Raw genomic sequence first — 24,611 nt, 5'->3', positions numbered from 1 at the left:
CATGGAATGGCTGATTTTTCTGATCATCGTGGTCGCCGTGGTCGCCGGAGTTTTCTGGGCCAAGAAGCATTTCCGCAGCGAGATTGACCGCGCCAAGCGCATCAACCGGGCAAACAAGGACAAGTAGCAAGGCCACCGGGCCTCAGCCGGCCGGGGTGTTCGCCGGTGTTCGCCGGTGTTCAGCCAGGCTGGCCTTCGCCGGCCAGTGATTTCCGGGCCTGGCTGAGCGCCCGGTACCAGTAGAACGATTCCTTGGGTGTGCGCTCCTGGGTGTCGAAATCCACGTGCACCAGGCCGAAGCGCTGTGAGTACCCCGCGGCCCATTCAAAGTTGTCCATCAGCGTCCAGACATAGTAGCCGCGGAGGTCCACGTCGTGGGCGATTCCGCCCGGTGCCGTCGCCTCCAGCGCGTGCCGCAGGTGGTCCGCGATGTAATTGATCCGCCCCAGGTCCTGGATGGGGCCGCTCACATGGTCGGGCTCCGGGAAGCTGGCGCCGCTTTCGGTGATGTACAGCGGGGGCAGGCCCGCTTTATAGCGGTCCTTGAGTTCGCGCAGCAGGATGCCCAGATGCTCCGGCGCTACCGGCCAGCCGAAACCCGTGGTGCCGTATTCGGGGAACGGCTCCTGATGGAACGGCACCCGCACCATCGCCTCGGCAGGACCGGTGGGGCTTTCGGCCGGACCCCGTCCGGCTGCCACCTTCGTGGGGTAGTAATAGTTCACGCCGTAGAAGTCCAGGGGCTGGTGGATGGTGCGGAGGTCGGCGTCGGGGATTCTGCCGAACGACCGGAACCAGGGCTTGGCGATGAGCGGCGGGCGGGGGTATCGGCCCAGGAGGACGGGATCGGCATAGATGCGGTTGAGCATCAGGTCGAAAACCAGCGCGATGTATTTGTCCGTGATTTTTCGCGTGGCCGGCCGGACGGGGGAGTGGAGGTTGGTCACGCCGATTCCGCCGCGGACCCCTGCTGCGCGCAACGCCTGGACGGCCATGCCATGGGCAAGCAGCTGGTTGTGGACAGCAGGAAAGGCGTCAAAGAGGAGATCCCGTCCGGGGGCATGGACGCCCAGCGCATAGCCGTTGAGGACTACCGAGGCTGGTTCGTTGAGGGTTACCCACTGGTCTACGCGGTCACCAAAACGCCGGCCGGCCTCGCCTGCGTACTCAGCGAAGCGTTCGGCGGTGGCTCTGTTCATCCAGCCGCCACGGTGCTCCAAGGGCAGTGGTGTATCCCAGTGGTAGAGGGTGGCCATGGGGGAGATGCCGGCTTCGAGCAGCTGGTCGATCAGGCGGTCGTAGAAGTCCAGGCCCTGTTTGTTGAACGCGCCGCGGCCGTCCGGCTGGATCCGCGGCCAGGAGATGGAAAAGCGGTAGGAATCCACGCCGAGGTCCCGCATCAGAGCCACATCTTCGGGCGAGCGGTTGTAGTGGTCGCAGGCCACTGCTGGGGAGTGGCCATCGATGATGGCGCCGGGTTTCTCCGCGAAGGCGTCCCAGCCGGAGGGACCCCGTCCGTCAGCCGAGAGGGAGCCTTCGATCTGGAAGGCGGCCGCGGCAACACCGAGGGTGAACGAGCTGGGCAGTCGGTCGGCCAGATCCTGGACGGAAACGTCATTTTCGACGGTCATTCCCCCATCATCCATTCGGATGTTGCCGAAGGCAATGACCCCAGGCCGCGCAGGGCCCGAATGCGCAGTGTGCTGGCACATCTGCTGCAAGGGGAGGCGTCAGCCTGCAGATTCGCTTCTGGGCATAATATCCGGCATACTAGATGAGTTGTTCAAGCGCTTCTTCGTGTCCCGATCCGGATAATGCCGGGTGTCAGGGTCCAAGTGGAAGCCCAAACATAACCCACTCCCCATGGAACTGCGGATTTGTATGCGTGCTAAGCGCGACACGCCCGACCGCGGGGGTCGGTTACGTCGGCAGGTTGAGGAACCCGGATTCTTCCGGATTCAGCTTGTGCGGCGGGTGGTAGTTCAGACTTCAAATGCTTCGGCAGCCACATGCAACAAGAAAGTGAACAGAGCAGCCCTCACCGGGAGCAGCACTAACTGAAAGAGAGTCAGGCGACATGGCGGGACAAAAAATCCGCATCCGGCTGAAGTCATATGACCACGAGGTCATTGACGTTTCAGCACGGAAGATCGTTGAGACGGTCACGCGCGCAGGCGCAACGGTAGTTGGCCCCGTGCCGCTGCCGACGGAGAAGAACATTTACTGTGTTATCCGCTCTCCGCACAAGTACAAGGACAGCCGCGAGCACTTTGAAATGCGCACGCACAAGCGTCTTATCGACATTATCGATCCCACGCCGAAGGCTGTTGATTCGCTTATGCGTCTCGACCTGCCGGCCGACGTGAACATCGAAATCAAGCTGTAGGGAGGTGCTGAGAGACTATGACCGCAACCCGTAACGTAAAGGGCCTGCTGGGCACGAAGCTCGGCATGACCCAGGTCTGGGACGAGAACAACAAGCTCATCCCCGTCACTGTGGTCCAGGCAGATTCGAACGTCATCACCCAGCTGCGCAACGCAGACACTGATGGCTACGTAGCTGTTCAGATCGGCTACGGCCAGATCGATCCCCGCAAGGTCACCAAGCCGCTGGCTGGTCACTTTGAAAAGGCAGGCGTCACGCCTCGCCGCCACGTCGTCGAACTGCGCACTGCAGATGCTGACACTTACGAGCTGGGCCAGGAGCTTTCTGTTGAGCTCTTCGAGGCCGGCCAGAAGATCGACGTTATTGGCACCACCAAGGGTAAGGGCTTCGCCGGTGTTATGAAGCGTCACGGCTTCCACGGTGCTCCCGCCTCACACGGTGCTCACAAGAACCACCGTAAGCCCGGTTCAATCGGTGGCGCATCCACCCCGAGCCGCGTCTTCAAGGGCATGAAAATGGCCGGCCGCATGGGCGCCGTTCGTCACACCACGCTGAACCTCACGGTTCACGCAGTTGACGTCGAGAAGTCGCTGCTCCTGATCAAGGGTGCCGTCCCCGGCGCCCGCGGCCAGGTCGTACTCGTACGCACCGCCGTGAAGGGAGCCTAGTTCAATGACTAGCACTGTCAAGGTTGACCTGCCTGCAGAGATCTTCGACGTTCAGACCAACGTGCCGCTGCTGCACCAGGTCGTCGTAGCCCAGCTCGCTGCTGCTCGCCAGGGTACCCACAAAACCAAGACCCGCGCCGAAGTTTCCGGTGCAGGTCGCAAGCCGTTCAAGCAGAAGGGCACCGGCCGCGCCCGTCAGGGTTCAATCCGTGCTCCTCACATGACCGGTGGTGGCGTAGTCCACGGTCCCACACCGCGTGACTACAGCCAGCGCACCCCCAAGAAGATGATTGCTGCTGCACTGCGCGGCGCACTCTCTGACCGGGCACGCAACGGACGCATCCACGTTGTTGCTGAACTGGTGGAGGGCACCAAGCCGTCCGTCAAGAACGCACTGGCAACGCTGCGCGGAGTTTCCGAGCGCAAGAACCTGCTGGTTGTCATCGAGCGCGCCAACGATGTTGCAGCACTTTCCGTGCGCAACCTCGCCGGTGTTCACGTTCTGTACGCAGACCAGCTGAACACCTACGACGTACTCGTCTCTGACGACGTTGTCTTCACCAAGGCTGCCTACGAAGCATTCGTTGCTGACCGGGCAGTAGCAAAGAACGAGGAGGATGCCAAGTGAGTGCAGCCACCATCAAAGACCCGCGCGACGTCGTGCTTGCACCCGTCGTATCGGAAAAAAGCTACGGCCTGATCGATGAGGGCAAGTACACCTTCCTGGTGGACCCCCGCTCGAACAAGACCGAGATCAAGCTGGCCGTGGAGAAGATTTTCTCCGTCAAGGTCGAATCGATCAACACCATCAACCGTGCCGGTAAGCGCAAGCGCACCAAATTCGGATGGGGTACCCGCAAGAACACCAAGCGTGCAATTGTGAGCCTCAAAGAAGGCACCATCGACATCTTCGGCGGTCCGCTCTCGTAGCGGAGACCACTTTAACGAGGAAATAAATTATGGGAATCCGTAAATACAAGCCGACTACCCCGGGCCGTCGTGGCTCGAGCGTAGCGGACTTCACCGAAATCACGCGGTCGACGCCGGAAAAGTCGTTGGTACGTCCGCTGCCCAAAAAGGGCGGCCGTAACAACTCCGGTAAGATCACGACCCGTCACAAGGGTGGTGGCCACAAGCGCCAGTACCGTCTGATCGACTTCCGTCGCCACGACAAAGACGGCGTGAACGCCCGCGTTGCCGAAATCGAGTACGATCCGAACCGTACGGCTCGCATCGCCCTCCTGCACTACGTTGATGGCACCAAGCGTTACATCATCGCCCCGAACAAGCTCTCCCAGGGTGACGTCGTTGAGGCAGGTTCCGGTGCTGACATCAAGCCCGGTAACAACCTGCCGCTGCTCAACATCCCGGTTGGTACCGTAATCCACGCAGTTGAACTGCGTCCGGGTGGCGGCGCCAAGATGGGCCGCTCCGCCGGCGCATCGATCCAGCTTGTAGCCAAGGAAGGCCGATTCGCCCAGCTGCGTCTGCCTTCCGGCGAAATCCGCAACGTTGACGTGCGCTGCCGCGCAACCGTCGGCGAGGTCGGCAACGCCGAGCAGTCGAACATCAACTGGGGTAAGGCCGGCCGCATGCGCTGGAAGGGCGTTCGCCCGACCGTCCGTGGTGTCGCGATGAACCCGGTTGACCACCCGCACGGTGGTGGCGAGGGTAAGACGTCCGGTGGACGTCACCCCGTCAACCCGAACGGTAAGCGGGAAGGCCGCACCCGGCGTCCCAACAAAGAGAGCGACAAGCTTATTGTTCGTCGCCGTCGTACTGGCAAGAACAAGCGATAGGAGCCTGGACACATGCCACGCAGCCTGAAAAAAGGTCCTTTCGTTGACCAGCACCTCTTTGTAAAGGTGGACAGGGAAAACGAAAAGGGCACCAAGAACGTCATCAAGACCTGGTCCCGCCGTTCGATGATCATCCCCAACATGCTTGGGCACACGATCGCCGTACACGACGGACGCAAGCACATTCCGGTGTTTGTCACTGAGTCGATGGTCGGGCACAAGCTCGGCGAATTCGCTCCCACGCGGACATTCCGCGGCCATGTCAAGGACGACCGTAAGGGCAAGCGCCGCTAGGCGCCTGCACTTACGTCAAAGACGAGAGAAGGAAAGCAATGGAAGCCAAGGCAATTGCGCGTCACATCCGCGTAACGCCTATGAAGGCCCGGCGCGTCGTCAACCTTGTTCGTGGTAAGCAAGCGAATGAGGCTCTGGCAATTCTGAAGTTTGCCCCCCAGGCAGCTTCGGAGCCGGTATTCAAGGTAGTACAGTCGGCAATCGCAAACGCCCGGTCCCTCGCGGACCGCGACGGTGTTTCGTTTGACGAAAGCGACCTCATCATCAGCGAAATGTTCGTTGATGAAGGCCCGACCATGAAGCGGTTCCAGCCGCGTGCTCAGGGTCGTGCATTTCAGATCAAGAAGCGCACCAGCCACATCACTGTGGTAGTCGCTACACCTGAGAAAGAGGAGGCTCGCTAAGTGGGACAGAAAGTTAACCCGCACGGGTTCCGACTCGGCATCACCACCGATCACGTATCGCACTGGTTCGCTGACAGCACCAAGCCCGGACAGCGGTACAAGGACTTCGTTCGCGAAGACATCCGTATCCGCCAGCTCATGTCAGTTGGCATGGAGCGCGCCGGTATCGCCAAGGTTGAGATCGAGCGCACCCGTGACCGTGTCCGAGTGGATATCCACACGGCACGTCCCGGTATCGTTATCGGCCGCCGCGGCGCTGAAGCAGACCGCATCCGCGGCGAGCTTGAGAAGCTGACGGGCAAGCAGGTCCAGCTGAACATCCTCGAGGTCAAGAACCCCGAGATGGAAGCACAGCTTGTTGCCCAGGGCGTTGCTGAGCAGCTGACTTCCCGCGTGGCTTTCCGCCGTGCGATGAAGAAGGCCATGCAGTCCGCTCAGCGTGCAGGTGCCAAGGGCATCCGTATCGCCTGCTCCGGTCGACTGGGTGGCGCAGAAATGTCCCGCTCGGAGTTCTACCGCGAAGGCCGTGTGCCCCTGCACACCCTCCGTGCGAACATCGACTACGGCTTCTACGAGGCCAAGACCACCTTCGGCCGCATCGGCGTGAAGGTCTGGATCTACAAGGGTGACGTCACCGCGAAGGAACTGGCTCAGCAGGCAGCTGCTGCTCCGTCCCGTGGCCGCGGTCCCAGCGACCGTCCGGGCCGCCCGGGTGGCGCCGGCGGCGCTGACCGTGGTGACCGCCGCCGTCGTACCGACCGTCCGGCAGCAGAGGCAGCTCCGGCTGCCGAGGCTCCGGCAGTTGAGGCTGCACCTGCTGCAGTAGAAGGAGGACAGGCTTAAATGCTTATCCCACGTCGAGTCAAGCACCGTAAGCAGCACCACCCGGGTCGTTCCGGCGCTGCTACGGGTGGCACCAAGGTCTCCTTCGGTGAGTGGGGTATCCAGGCTCTGAGCCCGGCATACGTCACCAACCGTCAGATCGAGTCTGCCCGTATCGCGATGACCCGCCACATCAAGCGTGGCGGTAAGGTCTGGATCAACATTTACCCGGACCGTCCGATCACCAAGAAGCCTGCCGAAACCCGCATGGGTTCCGGTAAGGGTTCACCGGAATGGTGGGTCTCAAACGTCAAGCCGGGCCGGGTTCTCTTTGAGATCTCCGGCGTCGAGGAATCGGTAGCTCGCGAGGCCCTGCGCCTGGCAATCCACAAGCTCCCGTTGAAGGCACGCATTTTGCGTCGCGAAGGTGGTGAATAGAAATGTCAGTAGGATCCAAGGAACTTGCATCCGCACAGCTGGACACGTTCGACAACGAGCGCCTCGTTGAAGAGCTCCGTAAGGCTAAGGAAGAGCTGTTCAACCTGCGTTTCCAGTCCGCCACCGGTCAGCTGGAGAACCACGGTCGTCTGCGCGCGGTAAAGAAGGACATCGCACGCATCTACACCGTTCTCCGTGAGCGCGAGCTGGGCATTCGTGCCGAGGTTGCCGCACCGGTTGTGGAAGCCAAGGAAGAGAAGAAGTCCAAGAAGGCTGCAACCAAGAAGGCCGAAACGGCTGAAACGGTTGACGCCGAGGAGGATGCCAAGTGAGTGAAAAGGACGAGAACGTGACGGAAACTGTTTCCGCAGCAGCTACGGCTGGCGAACGCGGTGACCGTAAGACGAAGCGTGGCTACGTAGTCTCGGACAAGATGGAAAAGACCATCGTTGTCCAGGTAGAAGACCGCGTAAAGCACGCTTTGTACGGTAAAGTCATCCGCCGCAACACGAAGATCAAGGCTCACGACGAAGAGAACAGCGCCGGCATCGGCGACCTCGTTCTCCTCGCCGAGACCCGCCCGCTGTCCGCTACCAAGCGGTGGCGTCTGGTCGAGATCCTCGAAAAGGCCAAGTAACACCCCGCAGCCTGCTTGCAGGTACTGCACCGGAAACCCCCGTTCCCTTTTGGGAGCGGGGGTTTTCCGCATTTGCGGGGGTGGGCTGGCTGGGCTGTCACGCGGAGCAGGTTTCTGGAGGACGGCCGGCGGCGGGACGCCGGGTTCCGGGGGAGCGGCACCCCGGGTGGGCCGAAAGCGTGCCGTGCGTTACGCCGTCGTCCGCGTTTGCATCAGGACGCTCTCTCACTTAATGCGGGAAATCCCGGAACGCTCTCTCACTTTTCTTAGGAAAGTGAGAGAGCGTCCGCCGAAAAGGCGCATTAGGTGAGAGAGCGTCCGACGGCGGGAGGCCGGGTTTCCGGGGGAGGGGCACTGCCGGTGGGCCGAAAGCGTGCCGTGCGTGACGCCGTCGTGCGTTGCCGGCTCGTCACCGCGGTGGTTGTGCTCTGGATGCCGCCGTGTGATATGGGAGATGGCCGCAACTGTGCTAGGATATTGAGTTTGTATGGCGCCCTCTGTGCGCCGTCATCAACCTCGTAAACAATCGTGCCACGGCATAGTGCCCCCTAGTGCTTCGGACCTGTCCGGATCCGCTTGGGAAGCAAATGTTTTTGGCACGGGCGTTTAGGCCTGGTCTGGCAAAATCCAGGCAGGTCAAGAGACACCCCGATCAACCGTTCCGCAAGGCTCATTCCGTAGGAAGATTTTCGGTCTGAGAACCGGCGCGACGCAAGGAGTAAATAGTGATTCAGCAGGAGTCGCGACTCAAGGTCGCCGACAACACGGGTGCTAAGGAAATCCTTACCATTCGCGTTCTCGGTGGATCTGGCCGTCGCTACGCAGGCATTGGCGACGTCATCGTCGCTACCGTCAAGGATGCAATTCCGGGCGGCAACGTAAAGAAGGGCGATGTTGTTAAGGCAGTCATCGTCCGTACCAAGAAGGAACGCCGCCGTGCGGATGGTTCCTACATCAAGTTTGACGAGAACGCAGCTGTGATCCTGAAGGCTGACGGTGACCCCCGCGGTACCCGTATCTTCGGACCGGTTGGTCGTGAACTTCGTGACAAGAAGTTCATGAAGATCGTTTCTCTGGCTCCGGAGGTGCTCTAGTCCATGGCTAAGATCAAAAAGGGTGACCTCGTTCAGGTCATCACTGGCGCCAAGGCTGAGCGCGGCGGCGACAAAGGCAAGCAGGGCAAGGTTCTGCGCGTATTCCCGGAGACCAACCGCGTGTTGGTCGAAGGCATTAACCGCGTAACCAAGCACACGAAGGCCGGTCAGTCGCAGCGCGGCACCAAGACTGGTGGCATCGAGGTCGTAGAAGCTTCGGTCCACATCTCCAACGTGGCTCTGGTTGACCCGTCCACCAAGAAGCCCACCCGCGTTGGTTTCCGCACCGAGACCGTGGAGCGCAATGGCGTGAAGCGCGACGTGCGTGTCCGCGTGGCCAAGAGCTCCGGGAAGGACATCTAATGACTGAGACTCTCGAGACTCCGGCAGCGAAGATCGTTCCTCGTCTGAAGACCAAGTACGCCGATTCCATCAAGAGCACGCTCGTTGAGGAATTCAAGTACAGCAACGTTAACCAGGTTCCCCGCCTGGTGAAGGTCGTTGTGAACATGGGTGTTGGAGATGCCGCTAAGGACTCCAAGCTGATCGACGGCGCTGTCCGCGATCTGACCCTGATCACCGGCCAGAAGCCGCAGGTAACCAAGGCCCGCAAGTCGATCGCACAGTTCAAGCTGCGCGAAGGCATGCCCATCGGCGCACACGCAACTCTGCGTGGAGACCGCATGTGGGAATTCCTGGATCGTCTGGTCACGCTGGCTCTGCCCCGTATCCGCGACTTCCGCGGCCTCAGTGGCAAGCAGTTCGACGGTAACGGCAACTACACCTTCGGTCTGACCGAACAGGTTATGTTCCACGAAATCGACCAGGATTCCATTGACCGCGTACGCGGTATGGACATCACGGTTGTAACCACCGCCAAGACCGATGACGAAGGCCGCGCGCTGCTCAAGGCGCTTGGTTTCCCGTTCAAGGCCGAAGACTAATCTAACTACGTAACAGGTCCTTCGCTGAAGCTTTACGCGGCAGCGAGGAAACCGTTATGAGGAAGGGCAAGAGCCCAAATGACAATGACTGATCCGGTCGCAGACATGCTTACGCGTCTGCGCAATGCAAACTCGGCGTACCACGATTCCGTGTCCATGCCGTACAGCAAGCTCAAGGCACGCGTTGCCGACATCCTGAAGGCTGAAGGTTACATCGCCTCCTGGAAAGAAGAAGACGCAGAGGTTGGCAAGAAGCTGACCCTGGACCTTAAGTTCGGACCGAACCGCGAGCGTTCAATCGCTGGCGTTCGCCGTATTTCCAAGCCGGGCCTGCGTGTTTACGCAAAGTCCACCAACCTCCCGCACGTGCTCGGTGGCCTGGGTGTCGCAATCCTGTCCACCTCTTCCGGCCTCTTGACTGATAAGCAAGCCGGCAAGAAGGGCGTGGGCGGCGAAGTCCTCGCCTACGTCTGGTAACGGGAAAGGAAGAGAATAATGTCACGTATTGGACGTCTCCCCATCACCGTTCCTGCCGGCGTTGAGGTCAAGGTTGACGGCTCTGTCGTCAGCGTCAAGGGTGCCAAAGGCGAGCTGAACCACACTGTGGCCAGCCCGATCGAGGTTTCCCTGGAAGCAGAGACCCTGACTGTCGCCCGCCCGAACGACGAGCGCGCCTCCCGTTCACTCCACGGCCTGACCCGCACCCTGATCTCCAACATGATCGAGGGCGTTACCAAGGGCTACGAGAAGAAGCTTGAAATCGTTGGTACTGGTTACCGCGTTCAGGCCAAGGGATCTGACCTTGAGTTCGCTCTCGGCTACAGCCACCCGGTAAATGTCACCGCACCGGACGGCATCACCTTTGCAGTTGAGACCCCGACCAAGCTCTCTGTTTCAGGTATCAACAAGCAGCAGGTCGGCGAGGTTGCTGCCAACATTCGCAAGCTGCGGAAGCCGGACCCCTACAAGGGCAAGGGCATCCGCTACGCAGGCGAAGTCATCCGCCGCAAGGTCGGAAAGGCTGGTAAGTAACCATGGCCATCTCAATTAACAAGAAGCGTACGAACAAGAGCAAGTCTGCTTCGCGCAGCCGCCGCCAGCTTCGTATCCGCAAGCGCATCTCCGGCACGGCTGTACGTCCTCGTCTGGTCGTCAACCGTTCCGCACGCCACGTATTCGTCCAGGTTGTCGATGACACCAAGGGCCTGACCGTAGCAAGCGCCTCCACACTGGAAGCCGACCTTCGTGCATTCGAAGGCGACAAGACCGCCAAGGCCAAGCGCGTTGGCGAGCTCGTTGCCGCTCGTGCCAAGGCTGCCGGTATCGAAGCAGTTGTCTTCGACCGCGGTGGTAACAAGTACCACGGCCGGATCGCCGCCGTCGCTGACGGTGCACGTGAAGGTGGGCTGTCACTGTGACGGAAGCAAACAAGGAAAAGGACACTGTGTCTGCAGATCAGAAGGCTACTGAAGCCGTAGCTGCTCCGGCCACTGAGACCACAGCGCCCGCAGCTGCTGCCGATGACCGCCGTGGTGGCGCTCGTCGTGGCGGCGAGCGTGGCGACCGTGCTCAGGGCGGTCGCGACGGCGGCCGTGGTGGCCGTGGTGGCCGTGACGGCGGCCGCGAAGCCGAGAAGAGCCAGTTCATTGAACGCGTTGTCACCATCAACCGCGTTTCCAAGGTGGTCAAGGGTGGTCGTCGCTTCAGCTTCACCGCTCTGGTCGTCGTTGGTGACGGTAACGGCATGGTCGGCGTGGGCTACGGCAAGGCTAAGGAAGTTCCTGCCGCAATCGCGAAGGGCGTTGAAGAGGCTAAGAAGTCCTTCTTCCGCGTTCCCCGCATTGGCAACACCATCCCGCACCGCGTTCAGGGTGAGGCCGCTGCGGGCGTCGTAATGCTGCGTCCGGCTTCCGCCGGTACCGGTGTTATTGCCGGTGGTCCGGTCCGCGCCATCTTGGAGTGCGTGGGCATCCACGACATCCTCTCCAAATCGCTGGGTTCCTCCAACGCCATCAACATCGTTCACGCGACTGTTGCTGCGCTGAAGCAGCTCGAAGAGCCGGCAGCAGTGGCAGCACGCCGCGGCCTGCCGCTGGACGAGGTTGCTCCGCCGGCAATGGTGAAGGCAATCCTGAACCAGAAGGCGGGTGTCTAAGCCATGGCTAAGAACCTGATTCCCTCCGACCTTCAGTTGGAGATCACTCAGATCAAGTCCGCCATTGGCGGCAAGCAGAACCAGCGCGACACCCTTCGGTCACTCGGCCTGAAGCGGATCGGACACACCGTTGTCCGCACCGCCGACGCCGTGACTGTCGGAATGCTCAACACGGTTCCGCACCTGGTAAAGGTAGAGGAGGCGAAGTAAATGGCAGAGAAAAAAACCGCCGAATCGGCACAGAGCGCGACTGCTGAGAAGCAGAACACGCTGAAGGTTCACCACCTGCGTCCCGCCCCGGGTGCCAAGACCGCCAAGACCCGCGTTGGTCGTGGTGAAGGTTCCAAGGGTAAGACCGCTGGTCGCGGTACCAAGGGTACGAAGGCCCGCTACCAGATCAAGGCTGGCTTTGCCGGCGGCCAGCTGCCGCTGCACATGCGCCTGCCGAAGCTGCGCGGCTTCAAGAACCCGTTCCGGGTTGAGTTCCAGGTTGTAAACCTGGACAAGCTCAACGAGCTGTTCCCGGAAGGTGGCACCGTCACCGTGGAGAACCTGGTCGAAAAGGGTGCCGTTCGCAAGAACCAGCCCGTCAAGGTGCTTGGCACCGGCGACATCACCGTCAAGGTTGACGTCACCGTCCACGCATTCTCGGCCAGCGCCGCAGAAAAGATTGCTGCAGCAGGCGGAAGCACCACCGCTCTCTAGTAGACGGTGGGCGAACGCCCGTTGTGAACTCCCGGCGTGCAAGGCCCCCAGGGCCCTGCACGCCGGGAGTTTTTTTCGCATCCGCCTGCCGACTATTTCCGCCCGTTCGCCGCAATCGCGGGTTCGCGGATTATTCGCAGGGCCGATCCACCCGTTAGACTCGGTTGTTGGGATTATTGTCCCCCATCACACCATGCTCATAAACAACACAGGAGGACGCTTGCTTAGCGCATTTGGCCGGGCCTTTCGCACGCCTGATCTGCGACGCAAGTTGTTGTTCACGCTGGCAATCATCACAATCTTCCGCTTGGGTGCATTCATCCCCTCGCCTGGTGTGAACTACCAGAATGTCCAGCAATGCTTGCAGAACGGTCAGACCGCTGGCGGGCTCTATCAGCTCGTCAACCTGTTCAGCGGCGGTGCCTTGCTTCAGGTGTCCATCTTCGCGCTGGGCATCATGCCGTACATCACGGCCAGTATCATTGTGCAGCTGCTCCGGGTGGTCATTCCCCGGTTCCAGGAGCTGTACGAGGGGGGCGCCTCCGGGCAGTCCAAACTCACCCAGTACACGCGGTACCTCACCATTGCCCTGGGCCTGCTGAACGCAACGACGCTGGTGTCGCTGGCACGTTCAGGCCAGTTGCTTCCGGGCTGTGCCCTGCCGATCATTCCCGATGACAGCATCATCACCACCATCCTGCTGATCATCACGCTGACCGCCGGTACCGGGCTCATCATGTGGATGGGCGAACTCGTCACCGAAAAGGGTGTGGGCAACGGCATGTCGCTGCTCATCTTCACCTCCATCGCGGCAACGTTCCCCACGTCCCTGGGCGCCATCTGGAGCTCACAGGGCCCCGGCACGTTCTTTATGGTCCTGGCCATCGGCCTGGTGACGGTTGCCCTGGTGGTCTTCGTGGAGCAATCCCAGCGCCGCGTCCCGGTGCAGTATGCCAAGCGGATGATCGGACGCCGGACCGTGGGCGGCACAAGCACCTACATCCCCATCAAAGTGAACATGGCAGGCGTGATCCCCGTGATCTTCGCATCGTCCATGCTCTACCTGCCGGGACTGATCTCACAGTTCAACCAGCCCAAAGCCGGCGAGGCGCTGGCTCCGTGGGTTGAGTGGATCAACAACAACCTGACCCGAGGAGACCACCCGATCTACATGGCGCTGTACTTCGCCATGATCGTGTTCTTCACCTACTTCTATGTCGCGATCACCTTCAACCCTGAAGAGGTCTCCGACAACATGAAGAAGTACGGCGGTTTCATCCCGGGTATCCGTGCCGGAAAACCGACCGCGGACTACCTGCAGTACGTGCTCTCCCGGATCACGCTGCCCGGCGCCCTGTACTTGGGCTTCGTGGCACTGATTCCGCTGGTGGCACTGGTACTGATCAACGCGAACCAGAACTTCCCGTTCGGTGGCACCTCGATCCTGATCATGGTGGGCGTTGGCCTTGAAACCGTCAAGCAAATAGATGCGCAGCTACAGCAACGTCACTACGAAGGGCTTTTGCGATGACGAAAATGTTGATTATTGGACCCCCCGGTTCCGGAAAAGGAACGCAAGCGGAACGCATTTCCGAGCGCCTCGGCGTCGTGGCGATTTCCACCGGTGATATCTTCCGCGCCAACGTAAAAGGCGAAACGCCCCTTGGCATCGAGGCCAAGACGTACATGGACGCCGGAGACTTCGTTCCGGACAGCGTCACCAACAAGATGGTGCGCGACCGCCTCAGCGAGTCCGACGTCGAAAACGGCTTCCTCCTGGACGGCTACCCGCGCACCACGGCGCAGGTGGACTACCTTGACGGGATCCTCGCGAACAGCGAAGAAAAGCTCGACGTCGTCCTGCAGCTCACTGCCGANGCCGCCAACCGCCGCGAAGCCCTCCTTGAGGTGGAGCTGGATCCGACGTCGAAAACGGCTTCCTCCTGGACGGCTACCCGCGCACCACGGCGCAGGTGGACTACCTTGACGGGATCCTCGCGAACAGCGAAGAAAAGCTCGACGTCGTCCTGCAGCTCACTGCCGACGACGAGGAACTCGTCTCGCGCCTGTTGGGCCGTGCCAAGGAAACCGGCCGGAGCGACGACAACGAAGCCGTGATCCGCCACCGCCTGGACCTGTACCACGAGCAGACCGAGGCCGTTGTGGCCAAGTATGCCGAACGCGGCATCCTGACCCAGGTTGACGGCATCGGCGGCATCGACGAGGTCACCGACCGCGTGATGCAGGCCATCAAGGCAGCCCAGGCCGCCTGAGCCACGCAACAAGCTTTTCCGAGGCTCCTCCCGGCAACCGGGAGGAGCCTCAGCCATTGAGAGGACACACCATGGCCTTCGGCCAGCCCCGTATCGAATACAAGACCAACGCCCAGATGCGCATCATGCGCGACGCCGGGCTGGTGCTGAACCGTGCGCTGGACGCAGCGGTGGCCGCAGCCGCTCCCGGCGTCACCACCAAGCAGCTGGACGACGTCTTCGCTGCGGTGCTGAACGAGGCCGGCGCCAAGTCGAACTTCCTCGGCTACCACGGGTTCCCCGCGACCATCTGCACGTCGGTGAACGAGGAAGTGGTGCACGGCATCCCCGGCGGTAAGATCCTCAACGACGGCGACATCATCTCGATCGACGGCGGCGCCATAGTTGACGGCTGGCACTCCGACTCGGCACGGACCGTCATCGTGGGCAATGTAGACCCCGAGGACCAGCGTCTCTCCGACGTCACCCAAGCAGCCATGTGGCGCGGCATCGCCGCCCTGGCCACAGGAACCCACGTGGGCGACATCGGCGCAGCCATCGACGACTACGTCTCCTCCGTGCCGGGCAAGCCGCTGGGCATCCTGGAGGACTACGTGGGCCACGGCATCGGCTCCGAGATGCACATGGCCCCCGATGTCCTCAACTACCGCACCAGCCACCGCGGCCCCAAAATCAAGCCCGGACTGTGCCTGGCCATCGAGCCGATGCTGGTCCGCGGCAGCATCGACACCGCAGTGCTGGAGGACGACTGGACAGTTGTGACCACCGACGGCAAGCGCTCCTGCCAATGGGAGCACTCGGTTGCCGTCCACGAAAAGGGGATCTGGGTACTCTCAGCCCCCGACGGCGGAGCGGAGCACCTGGTGCCGCTCGGCGTCGTGCCTGTCCCGATCCCGTAGGTTTCGACGCTCCCCAACCGCCCCCTAACCTCGCAAGCTCGGCCAGGGAACCCGGCGGTCGTGGGCCCAGGCGCTGCTGACGCGCAAAATCCCTGTCGCTACCTGAATACCGGTAGCGGCAGGGATTTTGCGTGTCGCAGGTGTTGAGGAGCGTCAGCTCTTGAGCTTGGGCTTGACGTCCTTGGTGTAGATCCCCTCGAGGGTCGCCTTCAGCTCGGTCATGGTGGCCTTCACGTCGCCCTCCTGGGTCAGGATCTTGGCGGCGGCCTTGGCCATCTCCTGGTCGGCGCCGGGCAGGAACGCGCGGGCGTTGTCCTGGACCTTGGTCACGACCAGCTGATCCATGGCGATCTTGATCTGCGGGGTCTTGGCCAGCACGGCGGTCATGTCGGCGGACGTGCGCGTGGGCATGTAGCCGGTCGCGGCTGAGAAGGCTGCAGTGTTCTCCGGCTCGGTCATGAACTGCAGGAACATTGCTGCTGCCAGCTGCTCTTCCTTGGTGACACCGCTGGGGATGCCCAGGCCGGCGCCGCCGGTGGGGCACACACCTGACGTGACCTTTGAGCCGCCCGGCAGGAAGCCGACGCCCACGTTGAACTTGGCGGACTTCAGGATGCCGATCAGTGATCCCGTCGAAGACAACGTGGCCGAGGCCAGGCCGGCGGCAAAGTCGTCGGCGGATTCCTTGGAGGAGACCCCAGCCCAGGCGTCCTTGTATACGGAATCCTGGGCCGCCTGGAGTGCCGCCACGGACTCGGCTGAATCACAGGTGATGTCCCATTCCTTGGACCAGCCGCCGCCTTCGCCCCACAGGTTGTTCTGCAGGGTCCAGCCCGCGTAGCCGGCCAGGGCGGGGTGCATAAAGGCATACTGGGCGCCGGAAGCTGCCTTGAGCTTGGGGGCCCAGCCGGCGAATTCCTGCCAGGTGGCGGGGGCACGGTCCGGCAGGCCTGCTGCGGCGAAGTGGTCCTTGTTGTAGTAGAACAGGGGCGTGGACCGGCCGTAGGGGAGTGCCCACTGCTTGCCGTCGTACTTGTAGTCGTCCACCAGCGACGTGCGGAAGTCGTCCAGCTTGACGTCCAACTGCTTGACCAGGGAGTCGAGCGGGATGATGCTCTCGTTCAGGTAGTAGCGGAACCACCAGACGTCGGAGAGGACCACCAGGGACGGCAGGCCTGACTTGGCGGCCTGGGCGGTCTGGAACTTCTGGGCGATTTCCTCGTAGTTGGCGCCGGCCGTCACCAGGTTCACCTTGATGTCCGGGTACTTGGCGTGGAACTTCTCGATGATGCTCTTTTCCACGTCCTGAGACTTGCCCGGGTGGTTGGACCAGAAATCGATGGACGCGGCCGGCTTGACGGCGCTGAAGTCGATGTCGGCGGCGGTAGTCACCCCGGCTCCGGGTGTTGTGGACGGGCCGCCGCAGGCGGAGAGCGCTGCGGCGCCTGCCCCGGCACCTGCCAGGGTGAGGAAGAACCGTCGATCAAGGGTAAAGGACATGGTGCTGCCTTTCGTTGTGTGCCTCGGTACTGCTGGATGCGGTGGATGGATGGTTTGGATGTCCGGCGGCAATGCCCGACGGCGGTGCTCGGGCAATACCCGACGGCGGTGCTCGCCGGAGGCTAGCCCGTCACGCTGCCCTGGGTCAGGCCGGCGACGATGTAGCGCTGGAGCATGGCGAAGATGACCAGGATGGGGACGATCACCAGGACGGCGCCGGCCATCATGATTCCCCAGCCTGCGCCGTTGCTCTCGGAGTTCTGCAGCAGGGTAAGGCCCACTGGAAGCGTCATGCTTTCCGGTTTGTCCGTGATGATGAGCGGCCAGATGTACTCGTTCCATTCGCTGACCACGGTGACCAGGGCAACCGTGGCGATGGACGGAACAGACACCGGAACCACGATCTGCCACAGCCGACGCCAGTGGCCGGCGCCGTCGATCTCGGCGGATTCCAGAATCGAACCGGGCAGGGTGAGGAAGTGCTGGCGCAGCAGGAACGTGCCGAAGGCAGTGCCCAGGCCGGGCAGGATGATGCCCCACAGGGTGTTCTTGCCACCCATTCCGGCGATCAGGATGTAGTTCGGCAGGATGGACACCTGCGCGGGAACCATCAGGGCCACGAGGATCAGGACGAAGATCAGGTTCTTGAACGGAAAGCGCACGAATACCAGGGCATAGGCGGTCAGCAGGGCAAGGATCACTTTGATGCCGCCGCCCACCACGGTGACGATGGTGCTGTTCAGGAAGAACTGACCGAACGGGACCGTGGTCATGGCCACCCGATAGTTCTCCGGGTCAAGGGCTGCCGGGAGCACCTGCAGATCCAGGGTGACGATTTCGCCGGGCTGCTTGAACGAGCTCAGCACCATCCACAGCAGCGGCAGGAACACCATCAGGACGGCGACGGCCAGCGGCGCATACCCGGCAGCGACTGTCCTGGCCAGGTTGGCATGGGAGAACGGCCGCTCGAGGGGCGGGACGGCGTCGGGCGTTGAAGGGTCCGGAAGGACGGCGGCGGGAGTGCTCACGAGTAGTGCACCTTCCTTTCGACGAACCGCAGCTGCAGCACCGTGATGACCAGCAGGATGACAAACAGGACCACCGAGATGGCGGCGGAATAGCCGGCGCGGTTGTAGGCGCCGAAGGCTTGGAGGTACGCCTCGTAGATGAGGGTGCTGGTGCCGCTGCCCAGGGGCGTCATGATCCGGATGAGGTCGAAGGCCTGGAGCGAGCTGAGCATGGTGGTGATCAGCAGGAAGAATGTGGTGGGGGAGAGCAGCGGCAGCGACATGCTGACGAAGCGCCGGAAACTGCTGGCACCGTCCAGCGACGCCGCCTCCATCACGTCCTGCGGCAGGGACTGCAGCCCGGCGAGGAACACCACCGCGCAGTAGCCCAGGTTCTTCCAGACGTACACGATGATGACCATTACCAGCGAGAGGTCCGGATCGTTGATCCACTGCGGGCTCTGCTGCCCGAGGCCCCGCAGGATCCAGGCCAGCACGCCGTAGCCGGGATCAAAGATGAACAGCCACACCAGGCCAACACCAACCCCGGACAGCACATACGGTGCGAAGACGGCCGACCGGGCAAAGGTGGTGCCGCGGACCTTCGAGTTCAGGGCCAGCGCCACCAGCAGGCCCAGCGCCATGGAGCCGCCCACGGTTGCGGCAGTGAATACGGCGGTGGTGCCAAGGACCCGGGCGGCGTCCGCGCTGGTGAAGAACGTGACGTAGTTTTCCAGCCCGACGACGGTGGCCGACGCGGAGCCGAGCGTCCAGTTCAGCGTGGAGTAGTAGAGGTTGTTGAACAGCGGGACGTAGGTGAAGACCGCGATGAGCAGCAGGTTCGGCAGGGCCAGCGCGAGGAAGACGAAGAAGTCCTGGCGCTTTCGACGCGACCAGCGATTGCGGTTCCGGGCCAGAGTGGCGGCCGGATTCTTTGTCGTGTCTTCCCCCGTCTGCGTCGGGGGAAGGCCCGCCTTGGCGGTGAGCTGTGGTGTCATGGATCTCAATCGGAAAGCCTGCGATGGCAGGGGCTGGAGCGGATTTGAGATCACTCCATCACATCGTCGGGTCTGGTCAGGGCCGGATTCGACTCCGCAGCGGATTGTTAGCCGAGGCTTCGGAGCCCGTTCACAAAACGTTTGATTCCCCGGTGAGCGAGCCCACAGTCCGCAGCGGCTGTCCGGAAATGGTGCGCAGGGCAGAATGGAGCCATGGGAGCAATCACGGATGTGCCTGGGATCAGGGTTGGCCACGTGCAGAAGACCGGGGACGGCTGGCTGACTGGCGTCACCGTGGTGCTGCCAGCGCCTGGCACTGTCGGGTCGGTGGATGTCCGGGGCGGTGGCCCGGGAACGCATGAGACTGACGCACTGGATCCCACCACGCTGGTGTCCACGGTTGACGCCGTGGTCCTCACCGGCGGCAGCGCCTACGGGCTCGTCTCCGCCCACGGTGCACAGCGTTGGTGCGAGGAGAATCGCCGGGGTTTCGCCGTTCCCGGGGGAGTGGTGCCGATTGTTCCAGCCGCCGCGATCTTCGACTTGGGCCGGGGAGGCGACTTCTCGGCGCGCCCGACGGCGGACATGGGCTACGCGGCGGCCGTCGCCGCTGCTGCCGAAAAGGACGGGCACGACGTCGGACGCGGCAGTGTGGGCGCCGGCACCGGAGCGATGATCGGACGCGGACAGTTCAAGGGGGGAGTGGGGACGGCTTCGGTCACGCTCGAAAACGGGGTGGTTGTGGGGGCGCTGGCCGTGGTGAACGCCCTGGGGTTTCCGGTGCTGCCTCCGGGGAATCCCGAACCCTCCGTCGACACTGCGGGCCCCCCTGCGCTCAATACGACACTCGTGGTTGTTGCTACGAACGCTGTCTTGGACCCCGCAGAATGCAAGCGGACTGCTTCTGCCGCGCATGCCGGCTTGGCTCGCGCGCTCAATCCTTCGCACACCCTGGCCGACGGGGATACTGTGTTCTGCCTCGCAACTGGCGGCGTGGCGCTGGACCGGAGTACTGAAACTGCCCGGCAGGCGAGTCTCATTACCCTGCAGAGCGCGGCAGCCGACGTCGTACGCTTGGCCATCCTCGACGGGATTTCGGCAAGCGCAATTACCGGGTAGGGTGTGTACTTTCATTTTTGGTTTGGACTTTCTACCCACTTACAGTAAAGTGGCTTGTTGGTTGTCTGCCCAGCTGTGCCCTGTTTGGGGCCGGAGGCGGTAACCGATCCAACAAAAACGTTCGTGGCCATGTCCGGTGCAATCCGGCAGGGCTGCGGCAACAACAGTTAGCGGAGGGTATGGCCAAGAAGGACGGGGTCATTGAGATCGAAGGCGTTGTGACTGAGGCGCTGCCTAACGCGATGTTTCGCGTTGAGCTGACCAACAAGCACATCGTACTCGCGCACATCTCAGGCAAGATGCGCCAGCACTACATCAGGATTCTCCCTGAGGACCGGGTAGTGGTGGAACTGAGCCCTTATGACCTCACTCGGGGTCGTATCGTCTACCGCTACAAGTAAATTCTGGGCGGCCTCAGCATGAGCTGACGGCTGCTCCAGTTGACCAACTGCCACACGCAAAGGAATGCCATGAAGGTCAAGCCGAGCGTCAAGCAGATCTGCGAAAAGTGCAAAGTGATCCGCCGTAATGGCCGGGTCATGGTGATCTGCGAGAACCCGCGCCACAAGCAGCGCCAGGGCTAATTTCCCTCCTGAGGGAAATCCTGGGTTGCTAACCCACGCAAGTAAATAAAAGGCAGCACAAGCTGAACTGGGACGTATGAGCCCGGACAGCTAACCCCCGGTCGGAGGCTGGGGCCGCACAGAACGTGCGGGTGTACTGCCTACGACCTCCGGTTTATTCAAGGAGCACTGCCACTATGGCTCGTCTCGCTGGCGTAGACATTCCCCGCGAAAAGCGGTTGGAAATTGCGCTTACTTACATCTACGGCGTGGGCAAGACCCGTGCACACGAAACCCTGGCTGCCACTGGCATCAGCGCTGACGTCCGCGTTAAGGACCTCACCGATGCCCAGCTGGTAGAACTTCGTGACTACATTGAAGGCAACTACAAGGTTGAGGGTGACCTTCGCCGCGAAGTAGCAGCTGATATCCGCCGCAAGGTTGAAATCGGCAGCTACGAAGGTATTCGCCACCGCAAGGGCCTGCCAGTGCGCGGACAGCGTACGAAGACGAACGCACGTACCCGTAAGGGTCCGAAGCGCACCGTTGCAGGCAAGAAGAAGGCTCGTTAAATCCCTCGGGATTGACTCGTCTTCCCCCAATAACTTTCTGTAGGAGAAAAAATGCCCCCGAAGACTCGTGGCGCGGTTCGCAAGCCGCGTAAGAAGGACAAAAAGAATATCGCGCTGGGCCAGGCGCACATCAAGAGCACTTTTAACAACACCATCGTGTCCATCACGGACCCGAACGGCGCTGTTATCTCTTGGGCTTCCTCAGGTGAGGTTGGCTTCAAGGGCTCACGCAAGTCCACCCCGTTCGCAGCCCAGATGGCTGCCGAAGCTGCTGCCAAGCGTGCGCAGGAGCACGGCATGCGCAAGGTTGACGTTTTCGTCAAGGGACCGGGTTCAGGACGCGAGACCGCAATCCGCTCGCTGCAGGCCGCTGGCCTGGAGGTTGGCTCCATCCAGGACGTCACCCCCGCAGCGCACAACGGCTGCCGTCCGCCGAAGCGCCGCCGCGTCTAAGGCTTTTCCAGCAGCTTGAGCTTGCCCGGACCGTCAATGGTCCGGGCAAGCCCAGCCGCGTTAAGTCTTCAGACCGAATTTCCACCACCTGTGTTGCGTCATATAGCGGATGCTCGCCGAAAGGAAACCTAAGTGCTCATTGCACAGCGCCCCACCCTCTCCGAAGAGGTCGTCTCCGATAACCGCTCGCGTTTCATCATTGAACCGCTGGAACCGGGCTTCGGCTACACCCTCGGAAACTCCCTCCGCCGTACCCTGCTTTCCTCCATCCCCGGTGCCGCTGTAACCAGCATCCGGATCGATGGCGTGCTGCACGAGTTCACCACGGTTCCGGGTGTCAAGGAAGATGTCACTGAGATCATCCTGAACATCAAGAGCCTCTCGGTTTCCTCCGAGCACGACGAGCCGGTTGTGGCTTACCTGCGCAAGCAGGGACCCGGAGTCGTCACCGCCGCGGACATCGCTCCGCCGGCCGGCGTCGAATTCCACAACCCGGATCTGCACATTGCCACGCTGAACTCGAAGGGCAAGTTCGAACTCGAACTGACCATCGAGCGCGGCCGCGGCTACGTTTCGGCAGCTCAGAACAAGTCCGGCGACTCCGAGATCGGCCGTATCCCGGTCGACTCGATCTACTCGCCGGTCCTGAAGGTTACCTTCCGCGTGGAAGCAACCCGTGTTGAGCAGCGCACCGACTTCGACAAGCTCATTGTCGACGTCGAGACCAAGCAGGCCATCGCCCCGCGCGATGCTGTTGCTTCCGCAGGTACCACCCTGGTGGAACTCTTCGGTCTGGCCCGCGAGCTGAACACCGCAGCTGAAGGTATCGAGATTGGCCCGTCGCCGACGGATGCTGCCCTGGCAGCAGACATGGCACTGCCGATCGAGGATCTGGACCTCACCGTCCGTTCCTACAACTGCCTCAAGCGTGAGGGCATCCACACCGTGGGTGAACTCGTTGCACGCTCTGAGGCTGACCTCATGGACATCCGTAACTTCGGTGCGAAGTCCATTGACGAGGTCAAGGCAAAGCTGGTTGAACTGGGCCTGTCCCTCAAGGACTCGCCTCCCGGTTTTGACCTCGCAGCACGCGCCGCAGCAATTGAAGAGGACGACGCCGCTTTCGGCGACGACGAACTCTAACAAACAGATCTTGGCCGGCTGGCTGGATGCACCACGGTGTGCGCAGCCCACTGGCTTCCATATGAGGAGAAACTATTATGCCTACCCCCGCTAAGGGTCCGCGCCTCGGAGGCGGAGCGGCTCACGAGCGTCTTATGCTCGCGAACCTGTCCGCCGCACTGTTCGAGCACAAGCGGATCACCACCACGGTGACCAAGGCCAAGCGACTGAAGCCGTACGCCGAGCGCCTGGTGACTTTCGCCAAGCGTGGCGACCTGGCTTCCCGCCGCCGTGTACTCGGCCTGATCAGCAACAAGGGCATCGTCCACGAGCTGTTCACCGACATTGCACAGGCAGTGGAGAACCGCGACGGCGGCTACACCCGCATCACCAAGATCGGCAACCGCAAGGGCGACAACGCTCCCATGGCTGTCATCGAACTGGTTCTCGAGCCGGTTTCCGCCAAGCAGGCCGTTGTGGCCGAGGCTACCCAGGCTGCCGCCAAGGCTGCTCCGGTTGCTGAAGAAGCTCCGGTTGAAGCTGCTGAGACCGAAGCTGCTGAAGCCAAGTACGCCGGCTCCAAGCCTGCTACGGCTGACAACGTTGCCCCTGAGGGCTTCGAGGTCAAGGGCAACGAGGACTCCATGAAGTACCACGTTCCCGGCTCACGCTGGTACGACGCCACGACTGCTGAAGTCTGGTTCGACTCTGCAGAGTCCGCCGCAGCCGCAGGCTTCGTGCCTGCCGGTGGCGAAGCTGCACAGGCCGTCGAAGCTGAGTAATCAGACTCTGACGCTCCAGTAGACTTATGTCTATGAACGACCAAAAACCCGCTGCCCCCGTTTTGGGGGGCGGCGGGTTTTTGCGTGTCCGGTTTGATTTATCGTACGACGGCGGCCCCTTCAACGGGTGGGCAGTGCAGCCGGGATTGCGGACCGTCCAGGGCATCCTGGAAGAGGCACTGGCTTTGTTGATCCGCCGTCCCATCCGGGTCACCGTGGCGGGACGTACCGACGCCGGCGTGCACGCCCGCGGCCAGGTGGTCCACCTGGACCTGACTGAGGCCGAGTGGCTGAAGCTGCCGCGCGGGCACGAACTGGATCCCGCCGTCGCATTTTTGCGGCGGATTCGTGGCGCCCTCAGCAGAGGGTTGGGGGACCTGAGCGGGGCTATCGAGGTCCACCTGGTGTCCCTGGCTCCCGTGGGGTTCGATGCCAGGTTCTCTGCACTCTGGCGGCGCTACAGCTACCGCATCGCGGACGGACCCGCCCTGTGGGATCCGCTCGAACGGTACTTCACGCTCTGGCACCAAAGCCCCCTGGACGTGGATCTGCTGAACGAAGGTGCAGCGCAGCTGCTGGGGCTGCAGAACTTCCTGTCCTACTGCAAGCCGCGGGAGGGTGCCACCACCGTCCGCGAACTGCAGCGTTTCGAGTTCCACCGCGGAGAGGACGGCGTCATTGTGGCCACCGTCCAGGCCGACGCGTTCTGTCACAACATGGTGCGCTCACTGGTTGGCTCGGCCTTGTTCGTGGGGGAGGGCATCGAGGAGCCGGGCTGGCTGCATGAGCGCCTGCTGGCGAAGAAGCGGGATGCCAAGTCCGTTCTGGCCGCCCCGCACCCGCTGGTCCTAGAGGAAGTGGCTTACCCTTCAGACGACGAGATGCTGGCTCGCGCAGAACTGACGAGGGCAGTCCGCAAGCACTGAAGCGGTCCGGTGCTCGGGCCCCTTACGCCATCGACTGATCCCCACCGGGCC

General features: G+C 62.0%; 35 protein-coding genes and 2 pseudogenes. 33 read left to right on the top strand and 4 right to left on the bottom strand.

The window, feature by feature from the left end:
* The first annotated feature begins 1 nt into the window (after position 1).
* Positions 2-127, top strand: a complete 126-nt coding sequence (locus ASG77_RS22845; RefSeq protein WP_268760658.1) for a hypothetical protein — start codon at positions 2-4, stop codon at positions 125-127.
* A gap of 52 nt (positions 128-179) precedes the next feature.
* On the opposite strand, the gene ASG77_RS09580 is transcribed toward ASG77_RS22845, so the two are convergent.
* The gene (locus ASG77_RS09580) at positions 180-1,631 is read right to left on the bottom strand and encodes a GH1 family beta-glucosidase (RefSeq protein WP_056344393.1); all 1,452 of its coding nucleotides are present in this window, start codon (positions 1,629-1,631) and stop codon (positions 180-182) included.
* 446 nt (positions 1,632-2,077) lie between these two features.
* Here ASG77_RS09580 and rpsJ point away from each other — a divergent pair, with 446 nt between their 5' ends.
* From rpsJ to map, 24 genes and pseudogenes are all read left to right on the top strand, one after another.
* Entirely contained in the window at positions 2,078-2,386 is a 309-nt protein-coding gene (rpsJ, locus tag ASG77_RS09575; RefSeq protein ID WP_038464699.1) for a 30S ribosomal protein S10, read from the top strand.
* A 17-nt stretch (positions 2,387-2,403) separates the two neighbouring features.
* A complete protein-coding gene (gene rplC / locus ASG77_RS09570; RefSeq protein WP_056344391.1) occupies positions 2,404-3,054 on the top strand; it encodes a 50S ribosomal protein L3 in 651 nt (216 codons plus the stop codon).
* A 4-nt stretch (positions 3,055-3,058) separates the two neighbouring features.
* On the top strand, positions 3,059-3,682 hold the full coding sequence (rplD, locus tag ASG77_RS09565; protein WP_056344389.1) for a 50S ribosomal protein L4: 624 nt from the start codon (positions 3,059-3,061) through the stop codon (positions 3,680-3,682).
* Positions 3,679-3,984, top strand: a complete 306-nt coding sequence (gene rplW / locus ASG77_RS09560) for a 50S ribosomal protein L23 (protein ID WP_018773664.1) — start codon at positions 3,679-3,681, stop codon at positions 3,982-3,984. Before rplD ends, rplW begins: the two co-directional genes overlap by 4 nt.
* A gap of 29 nt (positions 3,985-4,013) precedes the next feature.
* The gene (gene rplB / locus ASG77_RS09555; protein ID WP_056344386.1) at positions 4,014-4,853 is read left to right on the top strand and encodes a 50S ribosomal protein L2; all 840 of its coding nucleotides are present in this window, start codon (positions 4,014-4,016) and stop codon (positions 4,851-4,853) included.
* A 12-nt stretch (positions 4,854-4,865) separates the two neighbouring features.
* Positions 4,866-5,147 (top strand): 30S ribosomal protein S19, encoded by a 282-nt coding sequence (gene rpsS, locus ASG77_RS09550; protein WP_056344384.1) that lies wholly within the window; start codon positions 4,866-4,868, stop codon positions 5,145-5,147.
* A gap of 38 nt (positions 5,148-5,185) precedes the next feature.
* Positions 5,186-5,551, top strand: coding sequence for a 50S ribosomal protein L22 (gene rplV, locus ASG77_RS09545; RefSeq protein ID WP_056344381.1), 366 nt, complete (start codon positions 5,186-5,188; stop codon positions 5,549-5,551).
* Positions 5,552-6,394: a 30S ribosomal protein S3 gene (gene rpsC / locus ASG77_RS09540; protein ID WP_056344378.1), complete on the top strand. Its 843-nt coding sequence runs from the start codon at positions 5,552-5,554 to the stop codon at positions 6,392-6,394.
* A complete protein-coding gene (gene rplP / locus ASG77_RS09535; protein ID WP_056344375.1) occupies positions 6,395-6,811 on the top strand; it encodes a 50S ribosomal protein L16 in 417 nt (138 codons plus the stop codon).
* Between the two features lie 2 nt (positions 6,812-6,813).
* A complete protein-coding gene (rpmC, locus tag ASG77_RS09530; RefSeq protein ID WP_056344372.1) occupies positions 6,814-7,143 on the top strand; it encodes a 50S ribosomal protein L29 in 330 nt (109 codons plus the stop codon).
* Positions 7,140-7,448 carry a 30S ribosomal protein S17 gene (gene rpsQ / locus ASG77_RS09525; protein ID WP_056344371.1) on the top strand — a complete coding sequence of 103 codons (309 nt, stop codon included), beginning with the start codon at positions 7,140-7,142 and terminating at the stop codon, positions 7,446-7,448. Before rpmC ends, rpsQ begins: the two co-directional genes overlap by 4 nt.
* A gap of 725 nt (positions 7,449-8,173) precedes the next feature.
* Entirely contained in the window at positions 8,174-8,542 is a 369-nt protein-coding gene (gene rplN / locus ASG77_RS09520) for a 50S ribosomal protein L14 (protein WP_024366126.1), read from the top strand.
* Between the two features lie 3 nt (positions 8,543-8,545).
* Positions 8,546-8,905 carry a 50S ribosomal protein L24 gene (rplX, locus tag ASG77_RS09515; protein WP_056344369.1) on the top strand — a complete coding sequence of 120 codons (360 nt, stop codon included), beginning with the start codon at positions 8,546-8,548 and terminating at the stop codon, positions 8,903-8,905.
* On the top strand, positions 8,905-9,486 hold the full coding sequence (rplE, locus tag ASG77_RS09510; RefSeq protein WP_056344366.1) for a 50S ribosomal protein L5: 582 nt from the start codon (positions 8,905-8,907) through the stop codon (positions 9,484-9,486). Before rplX ends, rplE begins: the two co-directional genes overlap by 1 nt.
* A gap of 78 nt (positions 9,487-9,564) precedes the next feature.
* Positions 9,565-9,963, top strand: coding sequence for a 30S ribosomal protein S8 (gene rpsH / locus ASG77_RS09505; RefSeq protein WP_056344363.1), 399 nt, complete (start codon positions 9,565-9,567; stop codon positions 9,961-9,963).
* 18 nt (positions 9,964-9,981) lie between these two features.
* On the top strand, positions 9,982-10,518 hold the full coding sequence (gene rplF, locus ASG77_RS09500; protein WP_056344361.1) for a 50S ribosomal protein L6: 537 nt from the start codon (positions 9,982-9,984) through the stop codon (positions 10,516-10,518).
* A gap of 2 nt (positions 10,519-10,520) precedes the next feature.
* Positions 10,521-10,904, top strand: coding sequence for a 50S ribosomal protein L18 (gene rplR / locus ASG77_RS09495; RefSeq protein ID WP_056344358.1), 384 nt, complete (start codon positions 10,521-10,523; stop codon positions 10,902-10,904).
* Complete coding sequence (gene rpsE / locus ASG77_RS09490; RefSeq protein WP_056344356.1) at positions 10,901-11,641, top strand: 30S ribosomal protein S5; 741 nt, start codon at positions 10,901-10,903, stop codon at positions 11,639-11,641. Before rplR ends, rpsE begins: the two co-directional genes overlap by 4 nt.
* Before the next feature lie 3 nt (positions 11,642-11,644).
* Positions 11,645-11,851 carry a 50S ribosomal protein L30 gene (gene rpmD / locus ASG77_RS09485; RefSeq protein ID WP_056344352.1) on the top strand — a complete coding sequence of 69 codons (207 nt, stop codon included), beginning with the start codon at positions 11,645-11,647 and terminating at the stop codon, positions 11,849-11,851.
* Positions 11,852-12,346: a 50S ribosomal protein L15 gene (gene rplO / locus ASG77_RS09480; RefSeq protein ID WP_056344350.1), complete on the top strand. Its 495-nt coding sequence runs from the start codon at positions 11,852-11,854 to the stop codon at positions 12,344-12,346. It abuts the gene before it with no gap.
* Between the two features lie 220 nt (positions 12,347-12,566).
* Positions 12,567-13,877, top strand: a complete 1,311-nt coding sequence (gene secY, locus ASG77_RS09475; RefSeq protein WP_056344347.1) for a preprotein translocase subunit SecY — start codon at positions 12,567-12,569, stop codon at positions 13,875-13,877.
* Between the two features lie 5 nt (positions 13,878-13,882).
* Positions 13,883-14,223, top strand: a pseudogene (locus tag ASG77_RS09470) (nucleoside monophosphate kinase); the annotation flags it as partial.
* Positions 14,224-14,265: 42 nt separating this feature from the next.
* Positions 14,266-14,619, top strand: a pseudogene (locus ASG77_RS09465) (nucleoside monophosphate kinase); the annotation flags it as partial.
* Positions 14,620-14,690: 71 nt separating this feature from the next.
* Positions 14,691-15,518 (top strand): type I methionyl aminopeptidase, encoded by an 828-nt coding sequence (gene map / locus ASG77_RS09460; protein ID WP_056344343.1) that lies wholly within the window; start codon positions 14,691-14,693, stop codon positions 15,516-15,518.
* A gap of 153 nt (positions 15,519-15,671) precedes the next feature.
* On the opposite strand, the gene ASG77_RS09455 is transcribed toward map, so the two are convergent.
* The 3 genes from ASG77_RS09455 to ASG77_RS09445 form a co-directional block, all read right to left on the bottom strand.
* Positions 15,672-17,018, bottom strand: a complete 1,347-nt coding sequence (locus ASG77_RS09455) for an ABC transporter substrate-binding protein (RefSeq protein WP_056344341.1) — start codon at positions 17,016-17,018, stop codon at positions 15,672-15,674.
* A 122-nt stretch (positions 17,019-17,140) separates the two neighbouring features.
* Positions 17,141-18,046, bottom strand: coding sequence for a carbohydrate ABC transporter permease (locus ASG77_RS09450; protein ID WP_056344339.1), 906 nt, complete (start codon positions 18,044-18,046; stop codon positions 17,141-17,143).
* A complete protein-coding gene (locus ASG77_RS09445; protein ID WP_200950731.1) occupies positions 18,043-19,023 on the bottom strand; it encodes a carbohydrate ABC transporter permease in 981 nt (326 codons plus the stop codon). Before ASG77_RS09445 ends, ASG77_RS09450 begins: the two co-directional genes overlap by 4 nt.
* Positions 19,024-19,236: 213 nt before the next feature.
* Here ASG77_RS09445 and ASG77_RS09440 point away from each other — a divergent pair, with 213 nt between their 5' ends.
* The 8 genes from ASG77_RS09440 to ASG77_RS09405 all read left to right on the top strand — a co-directional run bounded on the left by ASG77_RS09440 (position 19,237) and on the right by ASG77_RS09405 (position 24,560).
* The gene (locus ASG77_RS09440) at positions 19,237-20,142 is read left to right on the top strand and encodes a P1 family peptidase (RefSeq protein ID WP_056344334.1); all 906 of its coding nucleotides are present in this window, start codon (positions 19,237-19,239) and stop codon (positions 20,140-20,142) included.
* A gap of 179 nt (positions 20,143-20,321) precedes the next feature.
* Complete coding sequence (infA, locus tag ASG77_RS09435; RefSeq protein ID WP_009358723.1) at positions 20,322-20,543, top strand: translation initiation factor IF-1; 222 nt, start codon at positions 20,322-20,324, stop codon at positions 20,541-20,543.
* A gap of 69 nt (positions 20,544-20,612) precedes the next feature.
* Complete coding sequence (gene rpmJ / locus ASG77_RS09430; RefSeq protein WP_009358722.1) at positions 20,613-20,726, top strand: 50S ribosomal protein L36; 114 nt, start codon at positions 20,613-20,615, stop codon at positions 20,724-20,726.
* Positions 20,727-20,902: 176 nt separating this feature from the next.
* Positions 20,903-21,277 (top strand): 30S ribosomal protein S13, encoded by a 375-nt coding sequence (gene rpsM, locus ASG77_RS09425; protein WP_028275004.1) that lies wholly within the window; start codon positions 20,903-20,905, stop codon positions 21,275-21,277.
* A gap of 51 nt (positions 21,278-21,328) precedes the next feature.
* Positions 21,329-21,730: a 30S ribosomal protein S11 gene (rpsK, locus tag ASG77_RS09420; protein WP_018769149.1), complete on the top strand. Its 402-nt coding sequence runs from the start codon at positions 21,329-21,331 to the stop codon at positions 21,728-21,730.
* 132 nt (positions 21,731-21,862) lie between these two features.
* On the top strand, positions 21,863-22,873 hold the full coding sequence (locus ASG77_RS09415) for a DNA-directed RNA polymerase subunit alpha (RefSeq protein ID WP_056344331.1): 1,011 nt from the start codon (positions 21,863-21,865) through the stop codon (positions 22,871-22,873).
* A gap of 77 nt (positions 22,874-22,950) precedes the next feature.
* On the top strand, positions 22,951-23,634 hold the full coding sequence (gene rplQ / locus ASG77_RS09410; RefSeq protein ID WP_056344328.1) for a 50S ribosomal protein L17, sunset domain variant: 684 nt from the start codon (positions 22,951-22,953) through the stop codon (positions 23,632-23,634).
* Between the two features lie 32 nt (positions 23,635-23,666).
* Positions 23,667-24,560 (top strand): tRNA pseudouridine synthase A, encoded by an 894-nt coding sequence (locus tag ASG77_RS09405; RefSeq protein WP_200950729.1) that lies wholly within the window; start codon positions 23,667-23,669, stop codon positions 24,558-24,560.
* The last annotated feature ends 51 nt before the right edge of the window (positions 24,561-24,611 follow it).

The organism is Arthrobacter sp. Soil762 (assembly GCF_001428335.1).
Taxonomy (GTDB): Bacteria; Actinomycetota; Actinomycetes; order Actinomycetales; family Micrococcaceae; genus Arthrobacter.
The sequence above is the reverse complement of the archived record's forward strand: the minus strand, read 5'-3'. Positions and strand labels throughout refer to the sequence as shown.